Origin of the sequence: Pontibacter silvestris, assembly GCF_020907275.1 — a bacterium.
In the GTDB taxonomy this organism is placed as follows: domain Bacteria; phylum Bacteroidota; class Bacteroidia; order Cytophagales; family Hymenobacteraceae; genus Pontibacter; species Pontibacter silvestris.
This window is the reverse complement of record NZ_JAJJWI010000005.1, coordinates 193,555-207,618: the sequence shown is the minus strand read 5'-3', so window position 1 is coordinate 207,618 and position 14,064 is coordinate 193,555. Positions and strand designations below refer to the sequence as shown.

Below are 14,064 nucleotides of genomic sequence, written 5' to 3'. Positions count from 1 at the left end.
AAAATAAACAAGGCCAGCCAGTCCTGCTAAGTTTATGCTGCTAATACTGCTAATGTATACATCATTACAAAATTGGCAAAACCTATTGTAACAATCTTATACTTAACAAGATAGAGATAGGCAACGAAAGAACCAGAAACTTAGCTAATGTTTTTTTGAGTTCTGGTAAAAATACACGATAGCATATAAACATAAAACAACACAAAAGCTGATTTCCACAATAAGCTTCTTAAAGAAGGGAAAAGAGATTTAACTTGCGGGTTATAATATTTCTTAGCATTATTTTGAAGATAACTTGATAAATTAGCCATAGCATTTTACGAATTAGGTATCAATATATTATTTGCCTTTAATTATATTCGCTCTTCCCTAAATACCTAAACTAACTCAACTCTATTTAATGGCTCGATTTCCTTGTTTACTAATCTCTTTAATCTCCCTTTTTTCAGCTTTTGTTCTTCAGGCACAAAATACCAACGGCACCGTTTATTTACTTAAGCCAGACAGAGTTTTTGATGGTGAACAAATGCATGATGGCTGGCAGGTTCTGGTTAAGAATAACCGTATAGAAGCGGTTGGTAACATACAGCAAGTTCCGGCTAGTGCACAGGTTATTGATTTAGCTGGCACCACCTTACTGCCCGGGCTTATTGAAGGACACAGCCATTTGTTTCTTCACCCTTACAACGAAACGCCCTGGAATGACCAGGTATTAAAAGAATCCAGAACCGAACGTATCGCCAGAGCTACAGTACATGCGCAGAAAACATTGATGGCTGGTTTTACCACAGTTCGCGATTTAGGTACCGAAGGAGCAGGATACGACGATGTAGGGCTTAAACAAGCCATTGAGAAAAAAGTGATTCCGGGGCCACGAATGCTGATAGCCACCCGTGCCATTGTAGCGTCTGGTAGCTATGGCCCTAAAGAATTAAGCTACGACATAGAAACGCCCATTGGGGCAGCTGTAGCAGACGGCACAGACGCTTTGATTAAAGAAGTACGCACCCAGATTGGTAAAGGCGCTGATCTGATAAAGGTATATGCAGACTACCGTTGGGGTCTTAATGGCACTGCGCAGCCTACCTTTACAGAAGAAGAACTGAGAAGAATAGTGGAAGTAGCGGCCAGTAGTGGACGGCCTGTCGTAGCCCATGCCTCTACTGCAGAAGGTATGCGCAGGGCCATTATGGCAGGAGTCTCTACTATTGAACATGGCGATGACGCTACACCTGAAATTTTCCGCCTGATGAAGAAAAATAAGGTGGCCCTTTGCCCTACGCTGGCTGCAGGCGATGCCATTTCACAATACCGTGGCTGGAGAAAAGGTTCAGAAGAAGAACCGGAGCGTATCCAGGCTAAACGAAAAAACTTTACAGCAGCTCTAGACGCTGGAATAACCATTTTAATGGGTGGTGATGTGGGGGTATTCTCTCATGGCGACAATGCCCATGAAATGGAAATGATGGTAGATTTCGGTATGAAGCCGATTGATGTGCTTAGGGCTGCCACCGCTGTAAACGCTGATGCTTTTAAAGTAAGCGACAAAATAGGCCGCATAAAGCAGGGGCTGTTGGCTGACATTATAGCCGTAGAAGGTAACCCTACTACCTCTATTTCACAGGTTCGACAAGTGAGGCTTGTGATGAAGGATGGAGAAATAGTGAAAAACTAAACTCTTAACTTAAGCTTTATAAAAAACACACGAGCAGCCTATGTAGCGTAGGCTGCTCGTGTGTTTTTCTCGATTTTAAAGCCGATATTATTCCTGACAATGCAGGATGGAGAACAATCAGCAACGAAGAGAAAGTCTATACCGGGCATGCAGCTGGTAAAATCACGATCAACATACTTGAAGCTGACCCGGTGGAGCGGGAGAAGCTACGTGTAAGTTTTGGTGAATCTCATCGAACACTGATACGCCACTTTCGCCATGAAATAGGCCATTATTACTGGCAACTGCTGGTGCAGAATAAAGAGGAAGCTGCCTTTAAAAGTATATTCGGAGATCATGAAAATCCGCTTTACCGCAATGCAATGGCGCAATACTCCTAAACCAGACTGGCAAAACAGCTATATCAGTGCCTACGCCACCATGCACCCCTGGGAGGACTTTGCTGAAACCTGGGGCACCGTACTTGATACGGCAAAGAATGTTAACCTGCTGTAACAAAACAATGATGACCCGGAAGACAGTCAGTTCATCCAGATGGTATCACAATACTTACAGATTGGGATAAAAGTAAACGAACTTAACCGCGAACTTGGGTTGACCGACCTTTTGCCTGAGGTTTTTTTCTCCTCCCGTTTTGTAAAAGCTTCGCCACATTCACCGCCTCATCAAGAACGCCAAATATTATGTAAAGCCGATTGCTTACTAAGCAGGAACACGGCAGCTAAACTTTGCTACAGTAGCTGTATTTAATTTACTGCAGCAACAGCACCTTAAATATCAGTTTTATAAACAACAAGACTGATATTACCCAACATCTGGCATATCGCGCGAAGCTTCTTATCTTTGTTTTATATCCTGATTCTGCCTGAAAGAGCACAGAAAACAATTATAAACACAAACTATGAACGAAGAAGTAAGGGCTTTAGAGCCAAAGGCATTATGGAATAACTTTGCCGACCTTAATGCTGTACCAAGACCATCTAAAAAGGAAGAAAGAGTTATTAAGTTCATCAAAAGCTTTGGTGAAAAGCTGGGGCTGGAAACAACTGAAGATCAAACAGGCAATGTGATTATAAAAAAGCCCGCTTCGGCAGGCTATGAGGATCGGCAGACGATAGTTATGCAGAGCCACCTCGACATGGTGCACCAAAAAAATGCCGCCACTAATTTTGACTTTAGCACACAAGGGATTGAAATGTATGTCGATGGTGATTGGGTAAAAGCAAAGGGCACTACACTTGGTGCCGACAATGGCATTGGTGTTGCCTCTATTATGACTATACTTGCCTCTACAGACATAGCGCACCCTCCTATAGAGGCACTTTTTACGGTAGATGAGGAAACAGGCATGACAGGAGCTATGGGCTTGAAAGGAGGCATGTTAGATGCCACAATCATGTTGAACCTCGATACTGAAGATGATAGAGAGTTAACCATAGGATGTGCCGGAGGCGTGGACGTTACAGCTACAGGCACTTACACAGAAGAAGTCCTGGACGCTAATTACACAGCTTACAAAATGACTCTTAATGGTTTAACCGGCGGCCACTCCGGTATGGACATTCACTTGGGCAGAGGCAATGCCAATAAGCTAATGAACAGACTGCTATATCTGGCTTCCACCCAATTTGGTTTACGAGTGTCTTCTATTGATGGTGGAGGCTTGCGAAACGCTATTCCCAGAGAGTCTTTTGCTATAGTGGCTGTTCCGTCTGATAAAGATGATGCCTTTAAAACCTTTGTAGAAGAAACCACAACGGTACTACAAAAAGAACACCGTACGACAGATCCTAATCTACAGGTGATAATAGAAGCTACAGAGGCACCAGCCAAAGTACTCACCACTGGTTTTCAGGATAAGCTACTGCGTGCTGTTTATGCCTGCCCCAATGGCATTTACCGTCTCAGCCCGGATATAGAAAGCCTGGTACAGACATCTAATAACGTAGCACGTGTGCTGGTACAGAATGGAGAGTCTACAATTATGTGCCTTACCCGCAGCTCTGTAGACAGCGAGAAAATGGATTTAGCACAGGCTATACAAGCTGTCTTTGAACTGGCTGGTGCCAATGTAACGCTAAGTGGCTCATATCCTGGCTGGGCTCCGGCACCGGGAGCAGCTATTGTACAAGTCATGAGTGACCTGTATAAAGAATTGTTTTCCGATGAACCGTTGGTAAATGCCTGCCACGCTGGTTTAGAATGCGGTATACTCGGTGCAAATTACCCTGAAATGGAAATGATTTCTTTCGGTCCAAACATTCGGGGTGCTCACTCTCCAGACGAAAAGGTAGCGGTTAGTTCGGTACAGAAGTACTGGAACTTTCTGTTAGAAACTTTAAAACATATTCCTGTAAAAGCTTAACAGCAGTTTTATCTAAGAAATAACTTGACAAACAGAAAGCCTGTTCATATTTGAACAGGCTTTCTGTTTTATGCTCCCCTTACGCTTGATTAAAGCAACAGCTCAATTGTATAAAATTAGTGGCTCTAGGCTCAGCGCATCTATAACATAACATCAACAAGCTTATCAAACAGCTAGAATCCTGTTATAATCTTGCTTTGTTATATGTTACTATTGCGCCTTTTCATTTTGATCTAATAATAGTTCATCTTATAATAAAACGGCATATTTTGATCTCAAAAACTGTTTTTTAATGTTATAACAGATGTTACTTTAAAAGGTAATATTTCCTGTGAAACAGGTTTAATATAGTGCAATTTTATAACAATATATATACAAAATTTAATATAACCGATTTCGTCATCTAAAATCACCGCATGAAAAAACTTTTACCTTCTTTTTCAAAACTGGCACTTGCCGCCGTGTTACTTTTAGGCAGCTACGACTCTTTTAGCCAGGGCATAAGCCCCAAAAAAAAGTATTTTTTAGAAAAGAAAGCTGTACCACAGGCAGCCGTAAATCATTTGAGAAGTAACAAGCTTAAGCTGAATTTATCAGATGCAGATCTTACTGAGTTAAAGCTGTCAGATGAAGCGCTTACTCGCCATAGTGGCATGAGGCACCTTTACCTGCAGCAAGCTTACCAGGGGATAGAAATCTATGGCGCAGTTACCAACATCAACATTTCAAGAGACAATCAGGTTGTTAGCATGGGAAACAGGTTCCATAGAGAGCTAAGTAAAAAGGTTAAGTCAACTGCCCCGCAACTTGCTGCTGAGGCTGCAGTAGCCGCCGCAGCAAAGCATCTTAATCTTTCTATAAAGGAGTCTCTCTCTGTAAAAGAAAGAGGACACAGCCAGAATAAAGAAGTCTTATTCACCACAGGCGGTATTTCACTCGAGCCAATTCCTGCCAAACTAGTGTACCAACCTATGGAAGACGGAAGCCTAGTTTTGGCTTGGGAAATATCTATTTATGAACTTGATGCACTTAACTGGTGGAACATTCGGGTTGATGCCAATACTGGAAAAGTACTAGATAAAGATAATATGGTAGTACACTGCCAGTTCGATAACAATGGAGCAAATGATATAGCACTTCATTCGAGCCACAGCCACACAGTAGAGGCCAACACCACGGCGGCGTCTTCTGCGGCATTTTCTTCTAATGCATATAATGTTTTTGCGCTTCCGTCTGAAAGCCCCAGCCACGGGCCACGAATTTATGTGACTACTGATGCAGCCGACAAAGCTGCCTCTCCTTATGGTTGGCATACGACGCAGGAATCTAAAAATCCGGAATTTACCATTACCCGAGGTAACAACGTTCATGCCTATGAAGACCCTGACAACAACAACAATAGGTATAACAACAATTACAGTCCTGACGGAGGATCGTCGTTGTTGTTTGACTACCCGGTTGATTTTAAAAAGCAACCGGAAAATTATCGCGATGCAGCTGTAGCAAACCTGTTTTACACGAACAACATCATGCATGATGTATGGTATCAGTATGGCTTCGATGAAGCCAGCGGTAACTTTCAGGTAAACAATTACGGACGTGGTGGTGCTGGAGGCGACTATGTAATGGCAGAGGCACAGGACAGCAGAAACATTACGAGTACCCGTAATAACGCGAACTTTTCTACACCAAGAGATGGCTCAAGACCACGTATGCAAATGTACCTGTGGAGCGGTAGTCCTGATGCAGATATGTTTCGTGTTACTTCTCCGGCAACCATAGCAGGCAGCTATCCTACTTTAGAAGCAGCCTTCGGAAAACCACTGTCTCCTACACCTGTTACTGGTAAACTTGTGCTGGCAAACGAGCAGGCAGGCTGTTCTGCTTTCTCAAATGCTGATGCTATTAAGGGAAACATTGCTGTAGTTTACAGAGGTACCTGTGCATTTGTAGACAAGGTGCAGTTTGCTGAGGCAGCAGGCGCTATTGCCGTAGTAGTAGTTAATAATTCTCCCGGCGCTCCCATTACCATGGGCGGCACTCCAACTAAAGAGATCAACATTTCATCTGTCATGATCAGCCAAGAGGATGGCACAGTTGTGCGTGCTTTACTAGATGAAGCTAAAGATGTTATTGTTTCTCTTAAAAATGATGGTTCAAGCCCTGAAATTGATGGGGACTTTGATAATGGAATTATTGCACACGAATATGGACATGGTATCTCCATCCGCTTAACAGGTGGCCCGAACAATGTTGCCTGCTTAAATAACGCAGAGCAGGGTGGCGAAGGCTGGAGCGACTGGTTTGGCTTAATGATAACTATGCAACCTGGTGATAAAAGTGAAAAAGCAAGAGGTATCGGTACATATGCACAAGGCCAATCAACTACAGGGCAGGGCATCAGGCCTGCTCCTTACTCTACAAGCTTTGCTATAAACAGTTATACTTATGGCGCTACCAACAACACTAGCTTGGCAGCCCCGCATGGTGTAGGCTTTGTATGGGCAACAATGCTTTGGGATTTAACCTGGGCTATGGTAGACCAATATGGTTTTGATAAAGATGTGTACTATGGCAAAGGTGGTAATAACATGGCCATGCAATTGGTAATTGATGGTTTAAAACTACAACCATGCAGCCCTGGTTTTGTAGATGCACGCGATGCTATTTTAGCTGCTGACGTACAAAATTATGGAGGTGCTAACCAGGAACTAATCTGGAAAGTTTTTGCAAACAGAGGCCTTGGCTACAGCGCTGACCAAGGCTCAAGCGCTAGTAGAACAGATCAGCTTGAGGCTTTTGACTTACCACCAGTTTACGCATGCAATGCACCTGTTATTACTGTAAAGCCAACTTCTAATGTATTTACAGGAGGAGATGTGAACACTATCTACTTAGGCTATGGCGCTCAAAGTGTACAACTAGAGGCCAGCGGTAGCAACAGCTACAGCTGGAGTCCTGCCAATGGATTAAGTAATACAAATGTTGCCAATCCTGTTTTCACGCCTAAAGCAGCAGGTAGCTACAACCTTACAGTAACCGCAACAAACACTGAAGATTGTTCAAAATCAGCCACTGTAACTATTACTGTAATTGATGTACGTTGCGGTAAGAAAAACGACAAAGTGCTGGTATGCCACAACGGCAAGAGCAACTGTATTTCTTCAAGTGCTGTAGCTGCACACCTGACACATGGCGATGTATTGGGAGACTGCAACTCCAGTATAGCTACAGCCGGGTTCAGTGACTTAAGCGATGAATCTGTTGCAGATGGCTTATTACTTACTGCCTATCCTAACCCTGCTGGCTCATATACAAACTTAGAATTCACTATGGTTCAGGATGGTAAATTTAAGCTCGAGATTCGGGATATTAGAGGTGCTGTAGTGTCTGTGCTAACTGAAGACGAAGGAAAAGCAGGAGAATCGTACTCTTACACCTTCGACAGAGGCAATCTGGCAGGGGGCATTTATATTGCTAGGTTAGTTACAGATCATGACATTAAATTTGTAAAGATTGTGCTTGATAAATAGCCATAACCCATGTATAAAAGAAAAGAGCGATATCGCTCTTTTCTTTTATACATGGGTTGATTGAAAAAAATTAGATGCTCAGGCTGTACAAGAACGCCCTTGAACAGCTTTGCTTCACCATATATTATTAATACATCTTATCATAATACTCATGCGCCATGCGATCAGAGTTAAAGTGTGGCAGTACATCCCGCATACTGTTTTTCATAATAGTGGTCCACCTTTGTTTGTCATGGTAATAAGTAGGAACAATCTCATCTTCCAGAATATGCATCATATTGTGGTAATCCTCTTCATCCTGTAAGTTCTCGGAGCGCGAAGTATCTGCCACCGGAATAACAAAACTATTTTCTCCATGCCGCGCAAACTCAGGCAACCAACCGTCCCGCACCGAAAAGTTAATAGCTCCATTCATAGCAGCTGTCATACCGCTGGTACCGGAAGCTTCCCTCGGGCGCCGTGGTGTGTTTAGCCAGATATCAGCTCCACATTTGAGCTTTTTAGACAAAGCAATCTCATAACCGGTAAGCACTGCAAAGTTTTCCCGTCTATAAGAAATGCGCACTAAGTCGTTAAAGGTTTTTACAGCTCCAGTGTCAAAAGGATATGGTTTGCCTGCCCAAATAAACTGCACAGGCTGCTCTTTACGGCCTATGATACTTAGGAAGCGCTCCAGGTCGCGGAGCAGCAGGTCTGCCCGTTTATAAGCTGCAAAACGCCTTGCCCACACCACCGTCAGTACATCCGGTCTAAAAATTTTACCTGTCTGGTCAGCCACAATCTCAAATAGCTGCTCTTTCATTTCAGCTTTACGATGCGTCAGCAGCTCATCATTATTGTGGTTCAGAGCCTGCTCCATTACATCATCCATCCAGAAAAGCTTATTCTGAGCATTTGTAATGGCTTTTATCTCACATACCCTATCATTTCCGTACCACATACTTCTGGACACCTCCCCATGAAGCTGCGACACGCCATTCGCCACTTTGGATAACCGCAGGGCGGCAAGAGTATAGTTTAAGGTTTGCCCATACATACCGGTAATTTCCCGGGCCTCATCAAACGAGACAGAACTAAAGAAGCCCATTCGATTCAGCAGGTTAATATCATGTTCTTCGTTACCGGCTTTTTCAGGAGTATGGGTAGTAAAAACCATGCGTTTCCTGACCTCATTAGCCGTACCAAACTTATCGTAAAGATGAAAAGCCAGTGGAAGCGCATGACCTTCGTTCATGTGATAAGTTTCTGCTCCCCCTAACGCATCTACAACTTTAGCTCCGCCAACGCCTAATACTATGCTCTGGGCAATTCTGGCCATTGGCTCCGGGTCATATAACCTGTGCGTAATGGTGCGCCCCAAATGATCATTTTCAGGAATATCGGTTGTTAATAAATAAAGTGGCACTGTTCCAAAAACTTCTGGTTTAAGCACCATTGCTTTTACAAAAACAGGATGATTATTAACTATAATCCGAACAGTAATACCACTATCCTCCAAAAAAGTATAGAACTTCTTCTGAAACAACACTCCCATTGTCTGATCATCATTCCGGACCTGGTCATAGTACCCGTTCTTCCAGAGAATACCGATGCCAATCATATTCTGGCGAAGGTCATAGGCGCTGCGCATATGCGACCCCGCCAAAAAGCCAAGCCCTCCGGAATAAATCTTAAGGGCCTGATGAATGCCATACTCCATACAGAAGTACGCTACACGCTTGTTATATTTCTCGTTGATCTCGTAGGGATGATACCATCTATCGTAGTTCGCCATATACTTTATTCAATAAATTAAACTCAACCTTACATCAGGTTTGAGCAAGGTTATAAAAACTTTATTTATTTAAACACTCTTCCTGTAACTTTAAACTAGTTCCACAGAAGTAACCCATCTCATTAACTTCTGGCACAGATATGTAGTATTTAAGTATAACTACTTTTTAGTACCATTAAACTACTATATGAATTTACTTTAGGCTTATAGTCCTTTTTACAAGATAGGGTTTTAGAGTTTCAAACATTTATAAACATTTATAAACATTTATAAACATCTATAAATCAATATATTAAGCATATGTTTTAGTTTATACTCCTGAAGAACTTCACCCGAAGTAGGTTATTCTTTTCATAGAAGCATTCTAAAAGCAAGACTTAGCCGCTACCAGTTTAAACAAGTATTCGTAAGGAACATTTTATCTTCATTCCATTACATTATAAAAAATTTATTACATTGTAGAGTAAATCACTGTTACAACAATAGGTAAAAAGTAAACTGGTTACAGTGTTTTAACTATTGCCTTTGTAAGCTATTTAGAATTAAAGTATTAAAACCGTGTATCAGGCAGACATAAACGCTATTATAGAGTTTCTGAAAAAACAGCTACAGCCGACTACTACTACACAGGGTATGGACTGGCTGGACAAAAAGCTTGAGCTGCTAAATTCTTCAGGTGCCCGAGATAAAGATCTGTATCTAGCTTTCAGTGCTACACCTCGTTTTGTAGGCAAAAATAAGCTCCAACTATCAAAGGCAGATGTACAACAAGCCAATGATCTCAGAACTGGCTTTAACCCCAGCAGCTGGACATCTGACCAAACAGCACGAACTCTTCTCCTGCTCTCTTTGCCACATTCTGATGCTGAGGCCTTTCAACAGAAAATCGAGAAGCTTTTCGATACAGCCGATATGGGGGAGCAGGTGGCTTTATACGGGAGTCTGCCGCTATTGCCACACCCTGAGCTGTTTAAGCCCCGGGCTTCAGAAGGAGTTCGCACCAACATAGGTTCTGTGTTTGAGGCTGTAGTACTGGACAATCCTTTTTCTGCTGATTACATGGAGGAAGATGCCTGGAATCAGCTTGTTCTAAAGACGATTTTTGTTGGCAAACCCATTAACCAGATTTACGGCATAGACAGGCGCAGCAATTCGAAATTAGCTCATATGCTTTCTGATTATGCACATGAGCGATGGGCAGCAGGCCGTTCTGTAACTCCGGAACTGTGGCGCCCTGTTGGTCCTTTTATAGATGCAACTATCCTGAAAGACATCAAAAAGCTTTTTTCTCTCCCGGAAGAGGTACAGCATGAAGCGGCAGCTCTAGCCTGTGTGCAAAGCAACTTTGCACCTGCAATTGCGCTTTTAAATGAGCATCCGGATTTAAAAACAAGAATAGAGGCTGACGAACTTAACTGGCAACAGATTAGTGACAAGGCTTTAGCACTTAATTAGAACACCCTTAATCTAAAAAAACATGAATACGTACAACCTAATGCTGATCGATCCTCACGTTCACATGACCTCCCGCACTACCGACGATTATGAGCGCATGCGGCAGGCTGGCATTATGGCTATTATAGAGCCTGCTTTCTGGCTGGGACAACCGCGTACAGAGGCCGGAGCATTTAAAGATTATTTTAGTAGCCTTGTTGGTTGGGAGCGTTTCAGGGCCAGCCAGTTTGGTATTAAGCATTACTGCACTATAGGCCTAAACTCTAAAGAAGCTAACAACGAAGCACTAGCCGAGCAGGTAATGGAGCTGCTGCCTTTATTTGTTTGTAAAGAAGGTGTAGTTGGCGTTGGTGAAATTGGCTACGACGACCAAACGGTAGCCGAAGACAAGTATTACAGGCTGCAACTGGAACTGGCAAAAGAGGTAAACCTGCCTGTGCAAATCCATACACCTCACCGCGACAAGAAAGCCGGCACGATCCGCAGTATGGAGGTAAGCCTGGAACATGGTATAGCGCCTGACATGGTGATAGTAGACCATAATAATGAAGAAACAGTTAAAGATGTTTTGGACAGAGGATTCTGGGCAGCCTTCACTATTTATCCAAACACTAAAATGGGTAATGAACGCATGGTGGAAATAGTGAAGCAGTATGGTTCAGAACGTATTATGGTGAACAGTGCTGCCGACTGGGGCATTAGTGATGCCTTGTCAGTACCTAAAACTGCCTCTTTGATGTTAGAACGAGGTATTTCGCTGGAGGATGTACGCAAGGTATGTTATCAGAATGCCTTAGGTGCTTTTGGCAAAAGCGGTCAGATGCATGAGTCTGACTGGTTAGCGGCTTCCCCTATTGATCAGCGAGAGAAATTCTCCGGGAGTTCTGTGCTTCGTGGTGGACAAACACCAGTTGTAGGAGAGAAAATAATACCTAGTGGGGAGTTAGATTCAAACATAGTACGTTAATGACCAGACTCAGTGCTTACCTACGGCTTATGCGCCCGGCCAATATTGTAACGGCTGTTGCCGACATAATGCTGGGTTTTGCGGCTTCAGGAGCTCTCTTACCGTTTACAAATACAGGCAACAGTTTATCTGGTATTAACCTGCAACCGCTTTTCTGGCTCATCCTTGCCACAATAGGCTTGTATGGCGGGGGAGTTGTATTCAATGATGTTTTTGATGCGGAACTGGACCGCGTAGAGCGTCCGGAAAGGCCGATACCAAGCGGCAAAGCTTCTTTGGCCGGAGCCTCTCTTTTAGGCTTTGCACTTTTAGCTGGCGGCGTACTCGCAGCATGGCATGTCTCCCTATTTAGTGCCACCATAGCCTTGGGTGTGGCACTACTTGCTTTGCTTTACGATTGGAAAGGGAAACATAACTCTATTCTGGGTCCTGTTAATATGGGTGCCTGCCGTGGTGGAAACCTGTTGTTAGGTATAAGTGCCATTCCTGACATGGTAGACCAGCTTTGGTTTATATCACTTATTCCGATTGTCTATATCTCCGCAATCACAATGATTAGCCGTGGCGAAGTGCATGGCGGAAATCCAGCCGCACTAAAAGGTGCTGTATTCTTATACCTGACAGTTTTCTGCGGCATTGTGTCACTAACATTCCTGCCACAGTTTAATGTATTGTACAGCATTCCATTCCTGCTGTTATTTGGCTACCTCATATTTCCGCCACTTATTAAAGCCTTGCCTGCCAAAGAGCCAAAGCTGATTATGAAAGCTGTAAAAGCCGGTGTGGTAGCACTAATCGTAATGGATGCCAGTATAGCAGCTGGCTTTGCTGGTTGGCAATATGGCTTAGTTGTGCTCCTGTTGTTACCTGTTTCTATTTTTATAGCTAAAAACTTTGCTGTTACCTGATCTTACAGGCAGTAGATAATTATACTGTTGAATGAGCTGTTAGTAGCACAACAACCATTACGTAATAAATAAAGAAAAAATAGTACAATAACAACCAGTTATTTTAGTAACTTTATTTGCTTGATAATTTAAAACAAACATTAAGGTTGCCCCAAGGATTATGAGAACAATACAACAGTCGTTCGCAGTGCAGTTTAAATATGGGGTTTATTTCACTGAAAAGCTCTTTAACCCAAGTAACACAGTCCTGCTTGATGTACTAAAACAGGATAAAAGTGAAGGAGCACGCAAAGTTTTTTTTGTTGTAGATAGTGGCGTAGCCGAGGCGCATCCGTGTCTGATACAAAACATTATAGGCTATACAAATCATCATAAAGATGATATCCTGCTTTTGACTGAGCCATTGGTGATAACAGGAGGTGAAGAAGCAAAAAACAATATAGACCTGCTACAGGAATTGCTCGAGGCTGTTAACGCCCATGGCATCTGCCGGCATTCTTATTTCATTGCTATTGGTGGTGGCGCTGTGTTAGACATGGCTGGCTTTGCGGCAGCCATTGCGCATCGGGGCATTCGCCATATTCGCATACCTACCACTGTCTTGTCTCAGGATGACTCAGCTGTAGGAGTTAAAAACAGCTTTAACTCCTTTGGCAAAAAAAACTTTCTCGGCACTTTTGCCCCACCTTTTGCCGTAATAAACGATAGTGATTTCCTGCTGACGCTTGATGACCGTGACTGGCGTGCAGGCATATCGGAGGCTATAAAAGTAGCTTTGATTAAAGATGCTTCTTTTTATGAGGCTATCAAAGCCGATGCTATTAAATTAGCCCATCGTGACATGCCGGCTATGCAGCAGCTGATTCACCGTTGCGCGGAAATGCACGTGCAGCATATTGGTGGTGCAGATCCCTTTGAAACAGGCTCTTCCCGTCCGCTTGACTTTGGCCACTGGGCAGCACACAAACTGGAGCAACTGACAAACTATAGCCTGCGGCATGGCGAAGCCGTAGCCATTGGCATTGCCATAGATGTAATTTACTCCCGCTTAAAAGGTATGTTAAGTGCTGCCGAATGTGAAGATATACTGGACTTGATGGAAAAACTAGGCTTTGAACTGTATGTGCCGGAACTGTTGCATCAGGATAATACATCAGGTAAGCTAAGTGTCATCAAAGGGCTAAATGAATTCAGAGAGCATCTTGGTGGCCAATTAACCATTATGTTGTTAACCAAAATAGGGCAAGGTGTAGAAGTACATGAAATGGACGAAGCACTTGTCATGCAATCAATAGAGTTGCTACAGAAACGCTACCAAGCACAGCTGCTTACGCAGGCATAGTTAATAAAAGCCTGTATTTAGTTAAAGGCGCGCTTTCCGCATCAT

The 14,064-nt window shown here is 43.2% G+C and carries 8 protein-coding genes and 1 pseudogene; 8 read left to right on the top strand and 1 reads right to left on the bottom strand.

The genetic code is table 11. The features are described 5' to 3' along the window. Positions 1-400 precede the first annotated feature (400 nt). From LN995_RS06555 to LN995_RS06540, 4 genes and pseudogenes are all read left to right on the top strand, one after another. Entirely contained in the window at positions 401-1,675 is a 1,275-nt protein-coding gene (locus LN995_RS06555; protein WP_229959594.1) for a metal-dependent hydrolase family protein, read from the top strand. An 86-nt stretch (positions 1,676-1,761) separates the two neighbouring features. Then, positions 1,762-2,170, top strand: a pseudogene (locus LN995_RS22150) (putative zinc-binding metallopeptidase). Positions 2,171-2,576: 406 nt separating this feature from the next. After that, complete coding sequence (locus LN995_RS06545) at positions 2,577-4,040, top strand: aminoacyl-histidine dipeptidase (RefSeq protein WP_229959591.1); 1,464 nt, start codon at positions 2,577-2,579, stop codon at positions 4,038-4,040. Positions 4,041-4,456: 416 nt separating this feature from the next. After that, the gene (locus LN995_RS06540; protein WP_229959590.1) at positions 4,457-7,573 is read left to right on the top strand and encodes a T9SS-dependent M36 family metallopeptidase; all 3,117 of its coding nucleotides are present in this window, start codon (positions 4,457-4,459) and stop codon (positions 7,571-7,573) included. Between the two features lie 127 nt (positions 7,574-7,700). Here LN995_RS06540 and glgP read toward each other — a convergent pair whose 3' ends face one another. Further along, positions 7,701-9,347, bottom strand: a complete 1,647-nt coding sequence (gene glgP / locus LN995_RS06535; RefSeq protein ID WP_229959589.1) for an alpha-glucan family phosphorylase — start codon at positions 9,345-9,347, stop codon at positions 7,701-7,703. Between the two features lie 558 nt (positions 9,348-9,905). Between glgP and LN995_RS06530 the strand changes: the two genes are divergently transcribed. The 4 genes from LN995_RS06530 (at position 9,906) to LN995_RS06515 (ending at position 14,019) form a co-directional block, all read left to right on the top strand. Next, positions 9,906-10,802, top strand: a complete 897-nt coding sequence (locus LN995_RS06530; RefSeq protein WP_229959588.1) for an EboA domain-containing protein — start codon at positions 9,906-9,908, stop codon at positions 10,800-10,802. A 22-nt stretch (positions 10,803-10,824) separates the two neighbouring features. After that, positions 10,825-11,769, top strand: coding sequence for a TatD family hydrolase (locus LN995_RS06525; protein WP_229959587.1), 945 nt, complete (start codon positions 10,825-10,827; stop codon positions 11,767-11,769). Continuing rightward, positions 11,769-12,677 carry a UbiA-like protein EboC gene (gene eboC / locus LN995_RS06520; protein ID WP_229959586.1) on the top strand — a complete coding sequence of 303 codons (909 nt, stop codon included), beginning with the start codon at positions 11,769-11,771 and terminating at the stop codon, positions 12,675-12,677. Before LN995_RS06525 ends, eboC begins: the two co-directional genes overlap by 1 nt. Positions 12,678-12,837: 160 nt before the next feature. Beyond that, a complete protein-coding gene (locus LN995_RS06515; protein ID WP_229959584.1) occupies positions 12,838-14,019 on the top strand; it encodes a 3-dehydroquinate synthase in 1,182 nt (393 codons plus the stop codon). Positions 14,020-14,064 lie beyond the last annotated feature (45 nt).